Origin of the sequence: uncultured Arthrobacter sp. (assembly GCF_902805515.1) — a bacterium.
Taxonomy (GTDB): Bacteria; Actinomycetota; Actinomycetes; order Actinomycetales; family Micrococcaceae; genus Arthrobacter_D.
This window is the reverse complement of the sequence record NZ_CADCTE010000039.1, coordinates 32,369-50,664: the sequence shown is the minus strand read 5'-3', so window position 1 is coordinate 50,664 and position 18,296 is coordinate 32,369. Positions and strand designations below refer to the sequence as shown.

The 18,296-nt window shown below is 69.2% G+C and carries 18 protein-coding genes and 1 riboswitch; of the genes, 12 read left to right on the top strand and 6 right to left on the bottom strand.

The annotated features are described in order from the left end of the window. Positions 1 to 78: 78 nt before the first annotated feature. The 4 genes from QZX79_RS03415 (at position 79) to QZX79_RS03400 (ending at position 4,159) form a co-directional block, all read left to right on the top strand. The gene (locus tag QZX79_RS03415) at positions 79 to 1,050 is read left to right on the top strand and encodes an iron chelate uptake ABC transporter family permease subunit (RefSeq protein ID WP_294564666.1); all 972 of its coding nucleotides are present in this window, start codon (positions 79 to 81) and stop codon (positions 1,048 to 1,050) included. A gap of 1 nt (position 1,051) precedes the next feature. Continuing rightward, positions 1,052 to 1,900 carry an ABC transporter ATP-binding protein gene (locus QZX79_RS03410; RefSeq protein WP_294564658.1) on the top strand — a complete coding sequence of 283 codons (849 nt, stop codon included), beginning with the start codon at positions 1,052 to 1,054 and terminating at the stop codon, positions 1,898 to 1,900. Continuing rightward, positions 1,897 to 2,943: a siderophore-interacting protein gene (locus QZX79_RS03405; protein WP_294564655.1), complete on the top strand. Its 1,047-nt coding sequence runs from the start codon at positions 1,897 to 1,899 to the stop codon at positions 2,941 to 2,943. Before QZX79_RS03410 ends, QZX79_RS03405 begins: the two co-directional genes overlap by 4 nt. A 131-nt stretch (positions 2,944 to 3,074) precedes the next feature. After that, positions 3,075 to 3,300: riboswitch (cyclic di-AMP (ydaO/yuaA leader) on the top strand. 4 nt (positions 3,301 to 3,304) lie between these two features. Beyond that, on the top strand, positions 3,305 to 4,159 hold the full coding sequence (locus tag QZX79_RS03400; RefSeq protein ID WP_294564653.1) for a M23 family metallopeptidase: 855 nt from the start codon (positions 3,305 to 3,307) through the stop codon (positions 4,157 to 4,159). Positions 4,160 to 4,257: 98 nt separating this feature from the next. Here the strand turns inward: QZX79_RS03400 and QZX79_RS03395 are convergent, their stop codons facing one another. After that, positions 4,258 to 5,217 (bottom strand): diacylglycerol kinase family protein, encoded by a 960-nt coding sequence (locus QZX79_RS03395; RefSeq protein WP_294564650.1) that lies wholly within the window; start codon positions 5,215 to 5,217, stop codon positions 4,258 to 4,260. Between the two features lie 98 nt (positions 5,218 to 5,315). Here QZX79_RS03395 and QZX79_RS03390 point away from each other — a divergent pair, with 98 nt between their 5' ends. The 8 genes from QZX79_RS03390 to QZX79_RS03355 all read left to right on the top strand — a co-directional run bounded on the left by QZX79_RS03390 (position 5,316) and on the right by QZX79_RS03355 (position 12,514). Continuing rightward, entirely contained in the window at positions 5,316 to 6,101 is a 786-nt protein-coding gene (locus QZX79_RS03390; protein ID WP_294564648.1) for an SGNH/GDSL hydrolase family protein, read from the top strand. 62 nt (positions 6,102 to 6,163) lie between these two features. After that, positions 6,164 to 6,652, top strand: a complete 489-nt coding sequence (locus QZX79_RS03385) for a MarR family winged helix-turn-helix transcriptional regulator (RefSeq protein ID WP_294564645.1) — start codon at positions 6,164 to 6,166, stop codon at positions 6,650 to 6,652. Positions 6,653 to 7,010: 358 nt separating this feature from the next. Then, entirely contained in the window at positions 7,011 to 7,247 is a 237-nt protein-coding gene (gene rpmB, locus QZX79_RS03380) for a 50S ribosomal protein L28 (RefSeq protein WP_026545364.1), read from the top strand. Continuing rightward, complete coding sequence (gene rpmG, locus QZX79_RS03375; protein WP_019481734.1) at positions 7,247 to 7,414, top strand: 50S ribosomal protein L33; 168 nt, start codon at positions 7,247 to 7,249, stop codon at positions 7,412 to 7,414. Before rpmB ends, rpmG begins: the two co-directional genes overlap by 1 nt. Positions 7,415 to 7,417: 3 nt before the next feature. Further along, a complete protein-coding gene (gene rpsN / locus QZX79_RS03370) occupies positions 7,418 to 7,723 on the top strand; it encodes a 30S ribosomal protein S14 (RefSeq protein ID WP_120167570.1) in 306 nt (101 codons plus the stop codon). Positions 7,724 to 8,015: 292 nt separating this feature from the next. Continuing rightward, a complete protein-coding gene (locus tag QZX79_RS03365) occupies positions 8,016 to 8,294 on the top strand; it encodes an HU family DNA-binding protein (protein WP_120167571.1) in 279 nt (92 codons plus the stop codon). A gap of 210 nt (positions 8,295 to 8,504) precedes the next feature. After that, positions 8,505 to 10,544: a cytochrome c oxidase assembly protein gene (locus QZX79_RS03360; RefSeq protein WP_294564664.1), complete on the top strand. Its 2,040-nt coding sequence runs from the start codon at positions 8,505 to 8,507 to the stop codon at positions 10,542 to 10,544. Further along, a complete protein-coding gene (locus QZX79_RS03355) occupies positions 10,541 to 12,514 on the top strand; it encodes an NHL domain-containing thioredoxin family protein (protein WP_294564621.1) in 1,974 nt (657 codons plus the stop codon). The genes QZX79_RS03360 and QZX79_RS03355 overlap by 4 nt, the downstream gene beginning before the upstream one ends. Positions 12,515 to 12,553: 39 nt before the next feature. Here QZX79_RS03355 and QZX79_RS03350 read toward each other — a convergent pair whose 3' ends face one another. The 5 genes from QZX79_RS03350 to QZX79_RS03330 all read right to left on the bottom strand — a co-directional run bounded on the left by QZX79_RS03350 (position 12,554) and on the right by QZX79_RS03330 (position 18,130). Continuing rightward, on the bottom strand, positions 12,554 to 13,534 hold the full coding sequence (locus QZX79_RS03350) for a hypothetical protein (protein ID WP_294564618.1): 981 nt from the start codon (positions 13,532 to 13,534) through the stop codon (positions 12,554 to 12,556). A 125-nt stretch (positions 13,535 to 13,659) separates the two neighbouring features. Beyond that, positions 13,660 to 15,024 carry an ABC transporter ATP-binding protein gene (ugpC, locus tag QZX79_RS03345; RefSeq protein ID WP_294564615.1) on the bottom strand — a complete coding sequence of 455 codons (1,365 nt, stop codon included), beginning with the start codon at positions 15,022 to 15,024 and terminating at the stop codon, positions 13,660 to 13,662. A 30-nt stretch (positions 15,025 to 15,054) separates the two neighbouring features. Beyond that, on the bottom strand, positions 15,055 to 15,897 hold the full coding sequence (locus QZX79_RS03340) for a carbohydrate ABC transporter permease (RefSeq protein ID WP_294564612.1): 843 nt from the start codon (positions 15,895 to 15,897) through the stop codon (positions 15,055 to 15,057). Further along, positions 15,897 to 16,901: a carbohydrate ABC transporter permease gene (locus QZX79_RS03335; RefSeq protein WP_294564610.1), complete on the bottom strand. Its 1,005-nt coding sequence runs from the start codon at positions 16,899 to 16,901 to the stop codon at positions 15,897 to 15,899. Before QZX79_RS03335 ends, QZX79_RS03340 begins: the two co-directional genes overlap by 1 nt. After that, positions 16,898 to 18,130 carry an extracellular solute-binding protein gene (locus QZX79_RS03330; protein ID WP_294564607.1) on the bottom strand — a complete coding sequence of 411 codons (1,233 nt, stop codon included), beginning with the start codon at positions 18,128 to 18,130 and terminating at the stop codon, positions 16,898 to 16,900. Before QZX79_RS03330 ends, QZX79_RS03335 begins: the two co-directional genes overlap by 4 nt. Positions 18,131 to 18,296: the final 166 nt, after the last annotated feature.

The following is an 18,296-nucleotide window of genomic DNA, read 5'->3' as shown; positions in this document are numbered from 1 at the left end:
TCCGCCGCCGGACCCGCCGCCGGATCGGCCGTCCGGTCCCTGGCCGCGGGGCGCGCGGCACGCCGGCGGGCCCGGAGCGTGCGGGCCGGTGCGCTGGGGCTGGCCGTCGTCGTCCTGTTCGCCGTCTCGGTGCTCCTTGGCTCCTACACGGTCACCGTGCCCGACTTCTTCAGCATCCTCGGCGGGGCGCAGATCCCCGGAGCCAGCTTCATCGTGCTCGAGAACAAGCTGCCGCGTGCCCTGATGGCCGTACTCGTGGGGATCGGCTTCGGCATGGCCGGAACGATCTGCCAGACTCTGCTCCGCAACCCCCTGGCCAGCCCCGACGTCATCGGCATCAGTTACGGGGCCAGCGCGAGTGCGGTGACGGCCATCGTTCTCTTCGGAGCCTCCGGGGCGGCGGTGTCCTTCGCCGCGGTGGCGGGTGGCCTGGGGGTGGCTGCCGCCATCTACCTGACCGCACGGCGAGGTGGCCTCGGCGGGTACCGGCTGATCCTCGTGGGCATCGCCTTCGCCGCTGTCCTCCATGCCCTGGTGAACTTCCTGCTGACCCGCGCCGATCTCCGGACGGCCGCCGAGGCGCTGGTCTGGCTCACCGGATCCCTGAATTCAAGCAACTGGGACCGGGCCGTCCTGCTCGGGGGCGCCCTGGTGCTCCTCGTCCCCGCCGCCCTGGTGCTCTCGCGCCTCCTGCGGCTCCTTGAGCTTGGCGACGACGCCGCCGCCGGGCTTGGTGTGCGGGTGGAGGTTTCCCGGGCCGCCCTGATCCTCACCGGCGCCTGCCTCGCCGCCGTGTCCACCGCCGCGGCCGGCCCGGTGGCTGCCGTTGCCTTCCTCTGCGGGCCCATCGCCCGGCGCCTCGTCGGCGGGCCGCCCTCCCTCGCCCTTGCCGGCCTGGTGGGCGCCGTCCTCGTTTTGGCGGCCGACTTCGCCGCAGCCAACCTGATCCCCGGCACCTCCCTTCCGGTGGGTGTCCTCACCGGGGCCCTCGGGGCGCCGGTCCTGCTCTGGCTGCTGATATCCGTAAACCGATCCGGCCAGGGAGGCTGACATGGCTGATACCCCGCGAGAACCCTCCACCCTTGAGGCGCGCTCCATCACGCTCGGCTATGACGAGCGGACGGTGGTGGACGGGCTCACCGTGGCGCTGCCTCCGGGCAGGGTCAGCGTCATCGTCGGCGCCAACGGCAGCGGAAAATCGACGCTGCTGCGGGGCCTGGCCCGGCTGCTCAAGCCCTCGGGCGGGTCGGTGCTGCTCGACGGGCAGGACATCCGCTCCCTTCCCTCCCGTGCCGTGGCCCGCACCATCGGGCTGCTGCCCCAGGCGCCCGTGCCCCCTGGTGGGATCACCGTCGCGGAACTCGTCGGCCGCGGCCGCTACCCCCACCAGGGCTGGTTCCGTCGGTGGACCCCCGGGGACGACGCCGCCGTGGCCGAGGCCCTGCGGGTGACGGACACGCTCTCCTTTGCGGACCGCTCCGTTGAGGAGCTGTCCGGGGGCCAGCGGCAGCGCGTCTGGATCGCCCTGGCACTGGCCCAGCAGACCGACATCCTGCTCCTTGACGAGCCGACCACCTTCCTTGACGTCGCCCACCAGATCGAAGTGCTCGACCTGATCACCGACCTCAACCGGGGCTCCGGCACCACCGTGGCCATGGTGCTCCACGACCTCAACCTCGCGGCCCGCTATGCCCACCATCTGATCGTGCTCAAGGACGGGCGCCTCGCGGCGCAGGGCCCGCCGGCCGCCGTCGTCACGCCCGGGCTGGTGCACGAGGTCTTCGGCCTGCAGTGCACCGTCATCGCCGACCCCGTTGCGGGGACCCCCCTCGTGGTCCCGGTGGGCCGCCACCACACCGCGCCCGTGCCCGCCGGGGCCGGCGCCGGGGCGGCGTCATGACCGAAACCACGCGGCGCCCGGCCCGGACCGCGCCCGCGGTTCCCCCGGTGCTCGCCTTCGACGTCGAGGTGAAGAAGGTCCAGAGGATCGGCGCGAACTTCCAGCGCGTCACCTTCGGCGGAGAGAGCCTGCGGGACTTCGGCGTGAACGGGCCGACCTGCGACCTGCGGATCAAGGTGATCGTCCCGCCGCCCGGCGGCGGCACCGTCGACCTCCCCGGCGAACTTCTGCGCGGGGCCGGCGACGGCTGGTACCAGCGCTGGCTCGGCCTTGACCCGGCCGAGCGCGGCGTCATGCGCACCTACACCGTTCGGGAGTCCCGCTGTCAGGGCGCCTCACCGGAAATCGACGTTGACTTCGTCCTGCACTTCGACGCGGATGGCAGCGCCGGGCCGGCCGCGCTGTGGGCGGCCGGTGCGGTTCCCGGGGCGACGCTGTGCCTGATCGGTCCGAACGCGGCGGCCGCCCGGTGCGCGACCGCCGGAGCGTACGGCGGCATCGAGTGGCGGCCCGGACTGGCGGGCTCGGTCCTCCTGGCCGGGGACGAGACCGCGGTCCCGGCCATCAGTGCAATCCTCGAATCCCTGCCGCCCGAGCTGGGCGGGCAGGCCTTCCTCGAAGTCGCCGACGCGGCGGACATCCAGCCGCTTGTCACCCCGTCCTCGGTGAAGGTCACCTGGCTCGTGCGCGGGCGCGCAGAGCACGGCGGGCTCCTGGCGCAGGCCGTGCGCCGTGCCCTTCCCCCGCCCGGGTGGGCCGTCCTGGCCGGGTCCGCCCCGGATCGGCGGGGCGCCCCCGGGCCCGAACCCGAGGAGGTGGACGTCGACCGCACCATCCTTTGGGAAACCCCGCAGGCGCTCTCCGCCGCGGCCACCTCGACCACCGAACGCCCCCCGGGATCCCAGCCCTTCTACGCGTGGATTGCGGGGGAGGCCTCGATGGTGCGGGAACTGCGCCGGTACCTGGTCCGCGACGTGGGCATCGACCGGAAGCAGGTCGCCTTCATGGGCTACTGGCGCCGCGGCCGGTCCGAATCCGCGTAGCGGCACGGCGCGTCGCCGCCGACACGCCCGTTCGAAGATAACGGAATTGTAACTTCCGGTAAAAAGAGTAAGCTTGCGTGAAGTCTCAACACCGTGTATTCCCCCTGGTCCGTACGCCGAGCCCTGTCAGCGGACCGCTCTGACCCACCTCATGACAGGGGCGGAGGACCCACTTCCCGGCAGCGCACCGCTGCCTTCGGGGTGAAGCCTCACTGCATTGAACTGTCCGCACACAGCGGACCGGATGCCCGCGTGCCCGCTTAGGGAGCATGCAGGGAGCCGGCCCTGTGCAGTGGGGCCGAGTCGACTCTTGCTCGAACCCGACAGCTAACTTCGCAGGCGTCGCAGAGAGGCATCGAACTTGACCAACCCGGCCCTGCCCGGACGCCGCCGCGCGTCCGCAGCTGTCCCCAGCGCCACTTCAGCAACACCGGCTCCCGCCGCGCGGGAAGCCGTCTCCGATTTCCCCACGCGCCGCTCTCTCCGGCCCGAGCCGCTGCCGGCCCGTCGGCGCGAACTGCGCCGCACGGAGGCCTCCGGCACCAAGCCGGCGGGCCTCCTTCCGCGGATGCGCGCCGGAGCCCTCGTCGTAGGCCTGGCCGCCGTCGGCGCGGGCCTGGTCATGGGCGCCGTCCCGGCCCCCGCCTCGATGGACACCAAGACCTCGACGGTCCAGGCCGCCCCTGCTGCGTCCCTGCCGCAGATCACTGCCGACGCCGCCGCCGACATCGACTTCAGCCGCCAGAAGGTGGCCGGCGTAGCCATGGCCAAGTCCGGCGCCAAGGCCAAGACCCTCTCCACCGGGATCGCCCGGACCGGCGACAAGCCCACCCTCGCGGCGCCCCTCGCCAACCTGAGCGTCGCCTCGACCTTCGGCTACCGTGTGAACCCGCTCGGCGGTTACGCGCCCGAACTCCACACGGGCATCGACTACGCCGGAGCGTGCGGAACCCCCGTCAAGGCCTCGGACAAGGGAGTTGTCGTCGACGCCGGCTGGCACGCCTACGGCGGCGGGCAGCGGATCGTGATCGACCACGGCAAGGGGCTCAAGTCGACCTACAACCACCTCAGCTCGATCGGCGTCAGCACTGGCCAGACCATCGCCCGCGGCGCACTGATCGGGGCCGTCGGCACCACCGGAAACTCCACCGGGTGCCACCTTCACTTCGAAGTGCTCATCAATGACGAGAAGGTCGACCCGCTGCCCTGGCTCTAGGCCGGATCAGGCCCTCCGCCGGAGGGCGCTCCGGCCGGGTGCCGGCGCGGGACGGCCCGGTTGTCCCGCCGGAGCCCGCCCCCGCTACTGCCGGCCGCCTACGGCAGGGGATTGCTGAGGATCGCCGGGTCCTTGCGGCCGTAGGGCATACGCAGCCGGAGCGATTCGGGCTTCATCTCGAAGGACATGTGCGTCGCCTTGCCCAGCGGGTCGCCGTCGAGCTGCACCTCGAGCGGCTCGTGGAGCTGCACCTCGGCCCGGCTGCACTGGTAGTACTCCAGCGAAGGGTCCTTGCCCTTGCCCTTCGCGAAGAGCTTGCCTGCCACGTTCAGCCAGCCGAACCGCCCCCGCGGCGCGACGGTCATCAGGTCAAGCAGCCCGTCATCGATCTTGGCCCCGGGGAAGATCTCGAGGCCACCCATGATCTTGCCGCAGTTGCCGCCCATCACACTGCGCAGCCGCCGGTCGAAGGGGCGTCCGCCGTCGATCGTGATGGTGGTCCGGGCCGGCTTGCCCGGAAGGTTCCGGATTCCGGCATCGACGTAGGCCAGCCAGCCCACCTTGTCCTTGAGGTCGTCACGGGTGTCCGACATGATCGCGGCGTCGTAGCCGAGGCCGGCCATGACGAGGAAGACGTGGGCCTTCTGCGCGCGGTCCACCGTGACGTGCACGACGTCGATCCTCCGTTCGGTTCCGTGGAACGCCGTATCGACGGCCTCTTCCGGGTTGTCCACGGCAATATCGAGGTTCCTCGCCAGCAGGTTGCCCGTGCCCAAAGGCACCAGGGCCATCGCGGTCCCGGTCCCCGACAGTTCCTCGGCCACGCACCGCACCGTGCCGTCGCCGCCGGCCGCGATGACGACATCGACTCCCGCGCGCAGCGCCTCCTGCGCCTGCCCGTGGCCCGGGTCCTCGACCGTTGTTTCAAGCACCAGGGGCGCCTCCCAGCCCTCTTCGGAGGAAACCCGCTCCACAATCTCCCGGGCATCCGCGCCGGTGCTCTTGATCGGATTGAGGATCAGCGCGGCCCGCTTGCCGGCACGGTCGGTGGTCGTCATGGATTCCTTTCCAGTCGCCTGTTGAGTCCCGCCTGTCACGGGTTGGCACGAGCCTACCCGGGCTGTGCCGCCGTTGGCAGACGCGATAGCCTTTGCTGATGGATTTTTCCCAGCGGTATGTTGCACTCGGCGATTCCTTCACCGAAGGGGTCGGAGACCCCGACCCGGGAAGCCCCAACGGGGTGCGCGGCTGGGCCGATCGGGTCGCGCAGCAGCTCATCCTGGCCGACGGCTCCTGGGGCTACGCCAACCTCGCCATCCGGGGCAAGCGGATGCGCCAGATCCTCGAGGAGCAGATCGACGCGGCCGTGGCGCTGCAGCCGACCCTCGTGACGGTCTACGCCGGCGCCAACGACATCCTGCGCCCGCGCGTCGACATCGACGCGTTGATGGAGCGCTACGACGCCGGAATCGCCCGGCTCGCCGCCGCCGGCGCGGCGGTCGTCGTCTTCACCGGGTTCGACTCCTCCGCCTCGGCCGTCTTTGGCCGGACCCGCGGCCGCACCGCCGTCTACAACGAACTGCTCCGCGAAATCGCCGACCAGCGCGGCGCCGACATCGTCGACTACTGGCGGATGCGCGAGTTCCGGAACTGGTCCTACTGGGACACCGACCGGCTGCACATGGCCACCGCGGGCCACCTGCTCATGGCCCGGAAGGTCCTCGAAACCCTCAAGGCCTCCCACAGCATCGACCTCCCGGAGCTCGACGCCCGGCCCGCGCTGACCCGGCTCAACCAGCTCCGGGCCGACGCCCAGTGGGCGCGCGACCACCTCTCCCCATGGGTCGGGCGGCGGCTGCGGGGAGTCTCCTCGGGTGATGGCCTCACGGCGAAGTACCCTGCGCTGAGCCAGCCCGACTGGTCCGGGGCACCTGTCCGGTGAGCCGGGTTCCGCCGCCGGCGGCGGGAGCGGGGCCGTTCCCCGGGATGTGTCAGGATGGGCCCATGGCACCGCCCCGATGGCTCACCCCCGACGAACGCCGGGCGTGGCTTGCGCTGTACGCCGTGTCGACGCTGCTGCCCGGAACCCTGGACGCCCACCTGTTCCGTGAGGCCCGCATCACCCTGTTCGACTACCACGTCCTGGCGATGCTCTCCGAGTCCGAGGAGGGAAGCCTTCCGATGAGTGAGCTCGCCGCCCGCTCCAACGCCTCCCTGTCCCGCCTCAGCCATGTGGCCAAGAAGCTCGAGGCGCGCGGCTGGCTCTCGCGCAGCCCCTCGACCCACGACGGAAGGGTCACCACCGCGGTCCTGACCGACGAGGGCATGGATGCGGTCCAGCGCCTGGCGGTGAAGCACGTCGACAAGGTCCGCGAGCTGGTCTTCGACTCCCTGGACAAGCGCGACACCGCCGACCTTGAGCGGGTGGGACGGAAAATCCTCGCCGCCATCCAGGCCGACCACTGGATCCTCGGCGAGGACGGGCGCACCTGAGGACTCCTTCCGGAGGCGGGCAGGGCGGGGGCGCCGGGCGCGCACGGCAGGAAAAAGGGTCCGCCCGCCGGTTTGGCGCTGAGCCGGACGGCACGTAGTATGGTATGGCGTTTGGTTGAGTCGCCCCCGCTCCGGCGGAAGTGACGCAGCTACCCGTAACCACCTGGAATATTAGGCCGCCGCCGGGACATCGACCCGCGGCGCCGAATCTTCACCGTCTTCCCCGCGGCGAGGCGCCTCGGCAGGTTCTCACCCTGCCAGGTCCACCTCCGGAAAGCTGCAGTAATAACGGTGTCATTACTGGTGGCGGGACGCTTCACAAGTGATTCCGTCACGATCATCTAACTGGAGGAGAGTTATGGCAGCCCACTGCCAAGTGACCGGAGCCGAGCCCGGCTTTGGACACAGCATTTCGCACTCGCACCGCCGCACGAAGCGCCGGTTCGACCCGAACATTCAGAAGAAGCGCTACTGGGTTCCGTCCCTGCGCCGCAATGTCACGCTGCAGGTTTCTGCGCGCGGCATCAAGACCATCGACGTGCGGGGCATTGACGCCGTCGTCGCCGAGATCCAGGCGAGGGGAGTGAAGCTCTAATGGCAAAGGATAAGGACGTACGTCCCATCATTAAGCTGAAGTCCACCGCCGGCACCGGCTACACCTACGTGACCCGGAAGAACCGTCGTAACGATCCCGACCGCATGGTCCTGATGAAGTACGACCCCAAGATCCGCAAGCACGTCGAATTCCGAGAGGAGCGCTAAAGAATGGCAAAGAAGTCAAAGATTGCCCGCAACGAGCAGCGCAAGCTGATCGTTGAGCGCTACGCTGCGAAGCGCCTCGAGCTCAAGAAGACCCTTGTCGACGAAAACGCTTCGGACGACGCCCGCGAAGCCGCACGCCTCGGCCTGCAGAAGCTTCCGCGCAACGCTTCCCCCGTGCGCCTCCGCAACCGCGACCAGATCGACGGCCGCCCCCGCGGAACGCTCCAGAAGTTCGGCATCTCGCGTGTGCGTTTCCGCGACATGGCCCACCGCGGCGAGCTGCCCGGTGTGACCAAGTCCAGCTGGTAACCAGCACGCAGCATCAGCAGAAGAAGCCGGTGGCCCTCGGGCCGCCGGCTTCTTTTGCGTTAATGGCCGGAATTTCAGCCAGGCCTCCCGGCAGCGCCGGTCACCCTCCAAGACGGCCCACGGGTCCCTGCAGGAGCCTTTCGGGGCCGGAATGGCCGTAAATTGGCTTAGATAAAGGCGCCGGAGCGGCGCAGTTCAGGGTTTTTTCCGCCCAAGCTGGTAAGTTTTCCGACAGGGGCTTTCCGAATACCCCGAAAGCTCGTTTCAATAACCATGTCCAGGAGGACCTAAATTGGCTAAAAACCGTAGTGAACTTGTTGCCGAGGTAGCTGCCAAGGCTGACACCAGCCAGGCTGCAGTCAACAGCGTGCTTGACGCCCTGTTCGACGTCTTCGCAGAGTCCGTTGCCAAGGACGAGAAGATCAGCATCCCGGGCTGGCTCGCCGTCGAGCGCACGAGCCGTGCCGCCCGCACCGGCCGCAACCCCCAGACCGGCGAAACCATCCAGATTGCTGCCGGCCACGGCGTCAAGCTGACCGCGGGTTCGAAGCTGAAGGCCTCCGCCAAGTAGCCTCCGCAGGATTCAGGACCGCTGCCGGACACCGGCAGCGGTCCTTTCTGATTTAAACGGGCCCGCGATTGGCCCTTGTTCTACCGGGGGTAGACAATGGAACACGTGTCAACACTTGCGAAGGACCCCCGGAAGAGCGCGGAGTCCACGGAGAGCGGAACCGGCCCGGGCTTCCTCGCGGCGGCCGGAGTCCTCGTCGTCCTGGCCCTGCTGGCCGCGCTGCTGTTCTCCGGCGCCGCCGCCGCCCGCCAGCTGGGCGACCCTGGCGCGTTAACCCGCTGGGGGCTGCCCTTCGCCAAGGCGGCGAACAACCTTGGAGCCGCCGGAACCATCGGTGCCCTCGTCTTCGCCGTCGTGATCCTGCCCCGGACCCTTGGCGGCGGCCGGCCCGGCCGCAGCGGCGCCGCCCGGGCCGAGCATCCCGCGTTCACCCGGGCCCTGGTGCTCGCCTCGGCTGCGGCGGTGCTGTGGACCCTGGGCGCCCTCGGGGTGCTTGTGTTCACCTACTCCGACGCCGCAGGGCTCCCTCTGAGCTCCGGAGAGACCTTCACCCAGGGCCTCGGCTCCTTCATCACAGACTTTGCGGCCGGCCGGGCGTGGACCGTCACCACTATTGTCGCCGCGGTGGTGGCTACGCTGACCTTCGGCGTGCGCTCCTCCGCCGGGCTCGGGGTGGCTGCCGTCCTGGCGCTGCTCGGGCTGCTTCCCGCAGCGCTCGTCGGACACGCGGCCAGCGGCGACGACCACAACGCCGCCGTGAACTCCATCGCCCTGCACCTCGTCGGGGTGTGCCTGTGGTTCGGCGGCATCATCGTCCTCGCCGTCGTCGGCGGGCGCCTCGGCGGCTCCACCCTGCCGGTCCTCAAGCGGTTCTCGGCGCTGGCCGGCTTCGCCTTCGCCCTGGTGTTCCTCTCCGGGGTCGTCAATGCCAGCCTGCGCATCACCGAACTGTCCCAGCTGAGCTCGGAGTGGGGGCTGCTCGTCACCTTCAAGGCCGTCGCCACGCTCCTGCTCGGGGGCATCGGCTGGATGCACCGGCAGTGGGTCATCCCGCAGCTCGAGGACCGGACCGGTTCGGCAGGGGCCCGGCTGAGCGCACGCCGGGTCCTGTGGCAGCTGGTCACCGTCGAACTGCTCATCATGGCTGCGGTGTCCGGCGTGGCCGCGGCCCTGGGCCGGACCGCCCCGCCCCGCGGGGAGGAACTCGAGCCCAACGCCTCACCGGCGCGCATCCTCACCGGCTACGACCTGCCGCCCGCCCCGACGGTGGCCCGCTGGTTCACCGAGTGGAGGCCGGACTGGCTGTGGATCGCCGTCGCCCTCACCCTCGCCACGGCCTACGTGCTCGGGATGGCCAAGCTGCGCCGCCGCGGGGACCGGTGGCCCGCGCTGCGGCTCGCCTGCTGGCTGACGGGCCTTCTCCTTTTGACCTACTTCACCTCCGGCGCGCCGGCGGTCTACGGCATGGTGCTCTTCAGCGCCCACATGGTCGACCACATGGCCCTGACCATGGTGGTTCCGCTGTTCCTGGTGCTCGGGTCGCCGGTCACCCTGGCCCTGAAGGCCCTGACCCCGCGCGGGGACGGCAGCCGTGGCATCCGGGAGTGGACCCTCGTCCTGATCCACTCGCGCTTCTCGCAGCTCGTCACCCACCCGCTGTTCGCCGCGGCGAACTTCGCCGGGTCGATTGTGATCTTCTACTACTCGCCGCTGTTCGGATTCGCCCTGCGCGAGCACGTCGGCCACGAGCTGATGATCACCCACTTCCTCATCACCGGGTACATCTTCGTCCTGACGATGGTGGGCACCGACCCCCTGCCCCGGCGGGCACCCTTCCCGCTGCGACTGCTGCTCCTGTTCGCCACGATGGCCTTCCACGCCTTCTTCGGCGTCGCGCTCACGGGCTCGGACTCGCTGCTCCAGGCGTCGTGGTTCGGCAGCATGGGCCGGGACTGGGGCCCCTCGGCCCTCGAGGACCAGGCGATCGGAGGAGCGGTGACCTGGGGCATCGGGGAGGTGCCGACACTGCTGCTTGCCATCGGCGTCGCGATCATGTGGTCACGGACCGATGCGCGCGACACCCGGCGCAAGGACCGGGCGGCCGACCGGAATAACGACGCCGACCTCGCCGCTTATAACAGTATGTTCGCCGACCTCGCGGCGCGCGACAATGACGGGCGTGCCGCCGGCACCCCCACTCCCACTCCCTCCAGCCCCGCATCCCGACCGACGCCAGGAGCCTCTGAATGACCGAAACCCCGATCCGTACTTCCTACCGCGTGCGGGCCTCGGAACTGGCCGGCCGCAACTGGCTCAACACCGGAGGCAGGCAGCTGCGGCTTGAGGACCTGCGCGGCAAGATCGTCCTGCTCGACTTCTGGACCTTCTGCTGCATCAACTGCCTCCACGTCATCGACGAGCTGCGGCCCCTTGAGGAACGGTATTCCGATGTCCTCGTCACGGTGGGCGTGCACTCCCCGAAATTCGAGCATGAGGCCGATCCGGTGGCACTGGCCGCGGCCGTTGAGCGCTACGACATCCACCACCCGATCCTCGACGACCCGGACCTGCTCACCTGGCAGGCCTACACCGCCCGCGCCTGGCCCACCCTCGTTGTGATCGACCCCGAGGGCTACATCGTCGCCCACCTCTCCGGCGAGGGGCATGCGGCGGGCCTCGACTCGCTCGTCAGCGAACTGGTCGAAGAACACACGGCCAAGGGAACCCTGCACCGCGGCGACGGGCCCTACGTGCCCGCCGAAAGCACCGCGGGCACCCTGAAGTTCCCGGGCAAGCTCCTCCCGCTGCCCGCCAGCGGTACCTACCTCGCCGCGGACACCGGGCACCACCGCCTCGTCGAGCTCGAAGCGGACCTCACGACGGTGCGCCGCGTCATCGGCGCCGGCACCCGGGGCGCCGCTGACGGCGACGCCGACACCGCCCGGTTCAACGAACCGCAGGGCCTGGCCCTCCTGCCCGCGGACGCCGCCGAGCGCGCCGGCTACGACGTGGTCGTAGCCGACACCGTCAACCACCGCCTCCGCGGTCTCTCCCTCAGCGACGGGACGGTCCGCACCCTGGCCGGGAACGGCGTGCAGCGGCTCCTCGACTCCGGAAACCACACGAAGCCGGGCCCGGAGCACGCGGCCGCCGAAGCGGACCAGAACGACACGCCGCGGCTGCTCGACGCCCACCTCGGCACCGACGCCCTGAACATCTCCCTGTCCTCCCCCTGGGACGTCGTCTACTCCAGCGTCCTGGGCAGGGTGGTCATCGCGATGGCCGGCACCCACCAGATCTTCACCTTCGACCCGGTCACCTCCAGCGTCGACATCCTCGCCGGCACCGGTCTTGAAGGCCTGCTCGACGGCGACGGGTCCACCGCCTGGTTCGCCCAGTCCTCCGGGCTGGCCGAGGACCGCGACGGCAACCTCTGGGTGGCCGACTCGGAAACCTCCTCCCTGCGCCGGCTGAGCGTCAGCCTGACCGGCAGCCGGTCCGCGGTCACGGTCGACACCCCCATCGGCACCGGCCTGTTCGACTTCGGGTTCCGGGACGGCGACGCCGCCCAGGCACGCCTGCAGCACCCCCTTGGCGTGACGGCCCTTCCCGACGGCTCGGTGGCCATCGCCGACACCTACAACGGTGCCGTGCGCCGGTACGACCCGGCGACCGGGACGGTTTCCACCCTCGCCCGCGGGCTGGCCGAACCGTCCGACGTCGTTCTCGACGCCGCCCCCGACGGCGGCGAGCCGCTGCTGCTCGTGGTCGAGTCAAATAAGCACCAGCTGGTGCGGCTGCCCATCCCGAAGGAGGCCCTGGCCGTCAACGAGGGCGCCTCGCAGAGTCAGCGACCCAAGACCGCCGTCTCCAGCGGGCCGCTGGCACTCACCGTCCGCTTCGCCGCGCCCAAGGGTCAGAAGCTCGACGACCGATGGGGGGATCCCTCCCAGCTGAAGATCTCCGCCTCGCCCGAGAACCTCCTGGTGGCCGGGGCCGGAACGTCGGCGGGACTGACCCGGGAACTGCGCTTCTCGGAGGAGGTCCGGGAAGGGGTGCTCCACATCAGTGCCCGGGCGGCCGCGTGCGACGGCGAGCCCGGCGGAACGATCCCGGACCACGCCGCCTGCCACCTGTACCAGCAGGACTGGGGCATCCCGGTGGTGCTCGACGCCGCCGGTGGGGCCGAACTGGTGCTGGACCTGCGCGGGGTCAACTGAGCGGAGCCTCCGGCGGGCCCTCCCGGGCCGCCGGAGGCCTCAGTACTCGATCACGGGGGTGACGGTGACCATCGAGCCGTCGATCCGCAGCCGGGCCAGGAACTCGAACGGCCGCTTTTCCCTGACCTCGGAGATGGCGCCGCTGAACAGGTCCTGCAGCCGGGTCGACAGGGTGGCCGAGCCGGCGAGGGGCGCGATGACCCACTCGCCGTCGTGCGGGTCGATCCGGACCGCCGGATAGTCGGTGATCGACCAGGAGATCTCCCCGGCCAGCCGCTGGCTGGTCTGGAAGTTGAACGGGCAGTTCGTGGGCTGGAAGACGGTCTGGGCCGCGCAGGCATCCAAAAAGGCCCGGATCTCGGCGTCCACCGCCTTCACGAGCTTCTCCGTCGCCGCAGCCGGAAGTGCCAGCTTCGGTGCCGCGGCCCGGTCGGTCACCGCGACGGCCTTCGCCGGCGCGGTGAAGAACTCGCCCTCGAAGCCCCCTTCGACCCGCACCGGGTACAGGGACGCGAAGCTCCCTCGGCCCTCGGGCAGCGCCACCCGGGCACCGTTCAGCTTGGCCTCGTTGAGGTTGGCCATCGAAAGATCGACGGTGGGAAGGGTCGACGGAACGAACTCCCAGGTCGAGAAGAAGAACCACTGTGTCCCGGTCTTCTCAAGGGGGAACCGGGTGGTGTGGTCGGTTCCGTCGATGCTGTAGATCACCGGCACCTCGACATGCCCGTTCGTGGTCTCCACCGGCTCCTGCACCCGCACGTCTTCCACCGCCGCGGCGCCGCGGGCCAGGGCCGGGCCGTCGAGCAGTGCCGCATCGGCCTTGGGCACCGACCCGTTGAGGATGCCCAGGGCCAGGCCGCCGTCGCCCTCCTTGAGCGCCGCGAGGTAGTCCCTCACCTGCTGCTGCGGCCCGTACACCCCGGCGTTGAGCACCACCACGGCCACGAAAAAGCCCGCAACCGTCAGCAGGAGCGCCAGCAGCCAGGCTGACAGCACTCGGACGACGCGGGGGGTTTGCACGCTACAACGTTACCCGCTGCCGGTGCGGGACCCCGCGGCGGTTAAGGGGTTGCGGACGCCAGAACGCCGCCCCACCGGTGGTGGGGCGGCGTCCTGGCGTGCTTCGGCGGCCGGGCCGGCCCGGCTCAGCCGGTGGTGTGCTTGCCGCCCGCCGCAGTGGCGCCGCCGCGGGAGCTGCCGCCGGCGGACGCCCCCGCCGGGGCGCCTCCGCCGGTGTTGCTGCTGGCGAAGCCGGAGGCAGTGCTGTGCCCGTCGCCCTGGGCATTGGCGATTTCCTCGGCGCGCTCCTGGTTGGCCTCCTCGGTCAGAGCCGCACCGGCCTCGACGTCCCGGGTGAGGTTGTCCCCGGTCTCGGGGTCGAACAGGTGCAGCTTCCGGGTGTCGAGCCAGATCTCCGCCTCCCGGCCGCCGCGGATCCGGCTCGCGGCGTCGAGGGTGACGACCACCTGGGGCCGCAGTTCATCGGCGTCCATCTCCCTGGCCAGGTTGTTGAGCAGTTCCCGCACCTCGGGGGCGGGGTCGAAGTTGATGTACCCGTACTGCTCGTTGCCCAGCCACTCCGTATGGGACAGGGTGGCCCGGAAGGTGGAGCCGTGGGCCCGCTTGGACTCCTCAACGAGTTTGGCGTCCTCGAAGAACTCCGGCCGCACCCCGACCAGGACGACCTTCTTACCGGCGGCCTTGGCTGCCTTGTCTGCGGGGATCGCGAGGTCGCCCAGCGCGGTGCGCAGCACGTTGCCTTCGATGGTGGCGGGCAGGAAGTTCATCGACGGGGAGCCGATGAATCCGGCGACGAACAGGTTGCGGGGCTGCTCGTAGAGTTCCCGGGGCGAGGCAATCTGCTGCAGCTCGCCCTTCTTCAGCACCGCGACGCGGTCGCCGAGGGTCATGGCCTCCGTCTGGTCGTGCGTGACATAGACGGAGGTGACCCCGAGCCGGCGCTGCATCTGGGAGATTTCCGAACGCATCTGCCCGCGCAGCTTGGCGTCGAGGTTCGACAGCGGCTCGTCGAAGAGGAACGCGTCCGCCTGGCGCACAATCGCCCGGCCCATGGCCACGCGCTGCCTCTGGCCGCCTGAGAGGTTCGCCGGCTTGCGCTGCAGGTGGTCGGTGAGTTCCAGCGTTCCGGCCGCCTCGGTGACCAGGCGGTCGATCTCCTCGTCGGTGTGCTTGCCCTTGGCCAGACGGAGCGGGAAGGCGATGTTTTCATAGACCGTCAGGTGGGGGTACAGGGCGTAGTTCTGGAACACCATGGCCAGGTTGCGGTCACGGGGGGCCTTGTCGTTGACCCGGGTGCCGTTGATGAGCAGGTCGCCGTCGGTGATGTCCTCAAGGCCGACGATCATGCGCAGCAGCGTCGATTTTCCACAGCCCGACGGACCGACGAGGATGATGAACTCGCCGTCTGCGATGTCGATACTGACGTCGTTGACGGCGGGGAAGCCGTCGCCGTACTTCTTGACGAGGTGGTTGAGGGTAATTGAAGCCATTTTCTTGGAATCCTTTTCTTGATCCGGGCGTCAGCCCTTGACGGCGCCCTGAGTCAGGCCTGAAACAATCTGACGCTGGAACGCCAGTACCAGCACGACGACCGGGATGGTGACGATGATCGCTGCCGCGGAGATCGCCCCGGTCGGCGCTTCGAACTGCGATGCGCCGGTGAAGAAGGCCAGGGCCGCCGGCACCGGCCGGGCCGCTTCGGTGGAGGTGAGTGAGATGCCGTAGACGAAGTCGTTCCAGGCGATGAAGAAGGCGATGATCGCCGTGGTGAAGACGCCGGGCGCGGCCAGCGGAACGATCGCCTTGCGGAACGCCTGCCAGGTCGTGGCGCCGTCGACCTGGGCCGCCTGCTCAAGTTCCCAGGGGATCTGCCGGAAGAACGCGGCGAGCGTCCAGATGGAGATCGGGAGGGTCAGGGACAGGTACGGAATGATGAGCCCCGGCCAGGTATCGTACAGCCCGATGGAGCGCCACAGGTTGAACAGCGGTGTGACGATCGAGATAACCGGGAAGATGGAGACCGCCAGTGCGGTGGTCAGCACCAGCTTCTTGCCGGGGAAGTCCAGCCGGGCGATCGCATAGGCGCACAGGGTGGCCAGGACGACGGCAATGAACGTCGCGATGAGGCAGATGCCGATCGAGTTGCGCAGCGCCGTGAGGAACAGTCCCTGCGCGTCTCCGACGAGGATCTGCTCGTAGTTTCCGGTGGTCGCCTGCCCCGGTGAGGGAAGGAACCTCTGGTTGGTCAGGTCGCTGGGGGCCTTGAACGAGGTGGAGAGGATCGAGGCCACGGGGAAGAGCGCGTACACCAGCACCAGCACGGTGACGATGCCCCACAGGACCTTGGACTTAGTACTTGTCATCACTTACCTCCCTGGGCCCCGGCGAGGTCCACCTTGAACAGCTTGATGGCGACGAAGCAGATGATCAGCACGCAGAGGAACAGCAGCACCGAGACCGCCGAGCCCAGGCCGATCTCAAGCCTGCTGATCGACTGGCGGTAGGCCAGCAGCGAGAGCACCTCGGTGCCGTACGCGCCGTTGGTCATGATGAACACATTGTCGAAAATCCGGAAGGCGTCCAGCGCCCGAAAGAGCACCGCGACCATGATCGCGGCCTTCATGTTCGGGATGATGACCTTGCGCATCTGCTGCCACCAGGTGGCGCCGTCGACCTTGGCGGCCTCGGTCAGCTCATCCGGCACCTGCGCCAGGCCCGCCAGCAGCAGCAGCGAGATGAACGGCGTGGTCTTCCAGATCTCCGAGGCCATGATGACGAACAGGGCCGTGCCGCCCTGGGCGAACCAGTTCAGGTCGGAGTCGATGCCGGGAAGCCAGGCGAACCAGCTGTTCACGTACCCGGAGTTGATGTCGAAGGCGTAGAACCAGGCGAAGGCGGAGACCACGGTGATGATGCCGTAGGGGACGAGGATGGCCGTGCGCAGCGGTCCGCGGACCGCCTTGAGGGCCTTGTGCATCACCAGCGCGAGCGCGAACCCAAGGACGAGCTCGACCGCGACGGTGATCACGGTGATCAGCAGGGTGGTTCCGAGGTCCTTCCACCAGACGTTGTCGGTCAGGATGACCAGGTAGTTGCCCAGACCGATGAACTCCCGTTCATCCGGGGCGGTGAGCCGGAACTGGAACAGGGACTCGTAGATGGCCTGAAGGATCGGATACAGGGTCACCGCCAGCATGATGATGAAGGCGGGGCCGGCGAGGATCCAGCCGAGCCGGCGCTCGGCGCGGACGCGTTCGCTGTATTGGGCGACGGCTTTCTTATCGGAGGGGCCCCCGGGCCCGACGCTCGGCGCTGTCTCCGCCTCGAGGTCGGGGCTGACGGGTTTTGCCGGTATTGCGGAAGTCACAACAGTTGCTCCCCTCGGAGGACGGAGATGATGAATTCGGTTGAATTTTCCGGTGTCGTCTCAGGATTGACACCGGCCGGCGGGGCCCAGGTCTGCTGGATGCCCGTGGAGACCTCGTTGTAGAACGGGGTCTGAGGGCGCGGGGCCGACTGCTCAAGCGACTCCCGAATGGTGTCGGCCATGGGGAAGGCTTCCTCGATCCGTGGATCCTCATAGGCCTCGGTGTTGGCCGGCGGGTTGCCGTTACTGACGAAGTACTCGGCTTGGTTCTCCGGCGACACGATGCATTCGATCGCCTCGTAGGCGAGGTCCGGGCTGTCGCTGGCGGCCCCGACGCCGAGGCTGATGCCGCCCAGCGGCGGAGCGGATTCCTCGCCCTCGGTGACCTGGGGGTAGATGCCCCAGCCGATGTCCTCGATCAGTGACGCATCGAGGGTCCCGGCCTCGACCGCACCGTTGGTGGCGGGCCAGACGAAGGGCCAGTTCACCATGAACGATCCGTTGTCTCCCTGGAAGTTGATCATCGAGGTGTTCTCGTCCTGGGTGGCCAGGCCGGGACCGCCGAGTCCCTCATCGCCGATCGTGGAGACGATCCGGGCCGCTTCGAGCCCCGCGGGAGACTCGAGCGCCAGTTCAATCTCGTCGGACGTCGCCTCCGGGTCCACGATGATCGACTCGCCGCCCGATTCGACCAGGGCGTTCACCCAGACGGTCATCGACTCGGCCTGGGCGCCCTGGACGCCGAGGTACTTGTCCTGCTCCGCGGCGGCGTCGATCAGCTGATCCCAGGTGACCGGCTTGGACATGTCCAGCCCGGCCGCCTCGGCCACCGACTTGCGGTACCAGAGGATCTGCGTGTTGGCCCAGAAGGGGATAGTGACCAGCTCGTCCTTCCAGGTCGCCCCCGCCAGGGCCCCCTCGACAACGTTCTGCGTGGTGCTCTCGGCGACGTCGTCGGGCACAGGAGCGAGAAAACCCGGCTCCGCGAGTTCGGGGATGAACGGCGGGTCCAGGCTCATGATATCGAGGGAGGAGTCTCCGGCTGCCAGGCGCCGGGCGAGCTGTTCGCGCTGGGAGGCGGCGTCGCTGGGGAGGAGGGAGGTCTCGATCCGGTAGGCGCCCCCGGCCTCTTCGGTGCAGCGCTCCGCGATGTCGGCCTGACCGCCGGCGTCCGGGTTGATGTACCAGGTCAGGGTTTCGGTGCCGTCCGCCGGTCCGCATCCGCTCATAAGCAGCGTGCCTGCCAGCACCGATGCCACGGTGCCGGCGCGCGATCGATTGCGGGTGGAATTTCGTTTCCTTGTCGGCATACCTACCGAGCCTCCACATCTTTGTAGACAACCCAGCCGACGCTTCGAGCGAGGCGCCAGCCCAGACAACCTGCGTGCTTTTTGA